Origin of the sequence: Flagellimonas taeanensis (genome assembly GCF_003584105.1) — a bacterium.
In the GTDB taxonomy this organism is placed as follows: domain Bacteria; phylum Bacteroidota; class Bacteroidia; order Flavobacteriales; family Flavobacteriaceae; genus Flagellimonas; species Flagellimonas taeanensis.
In genome coordinates, this window is sequence record NZ_QXFO01000002.1 from 1 (window position 1) to 263 (window position 263).

The 263-nt window shown below is 58.2% G+C and carries 1 protein-coding gene; it reads left to right on the forward strand.

The window, feature by feature from the left end; translation table 11 throughout:
- Window positions 1-263: hypothetical protein (locus D2V93_RS18570; protein WP_182849907.1), on the forward strand; the 263-nt coding region annotated here is incomplete at both ends.

Below are 263 nucleotides of genomic sequence, written 5' to 3' on the forward strand. Positions count from 1 at the left end.
TGGTCAAGGGTGTGCGGCTGTCAGCGACAAAAAAACGCGGGAAAAAGGGCGTTTTGTCGGTCATGGTGGAGGGGGCTAAATGGGACGGCCAGAACAAGGGCCAGCAAGCTCGCGTTGTCCTTTTTTCACCCTCCACCGTGTCAGAAAAAGCCCTGTTTGATATGGCCATGGAGAAGGGCGGGCAGTTCGTTTTCACGAGCACGCCCGCCGACATTCGGAGCCTCAACCGGGCATTGGCAAAGGGGGTCGATGGGCTGTCCTGC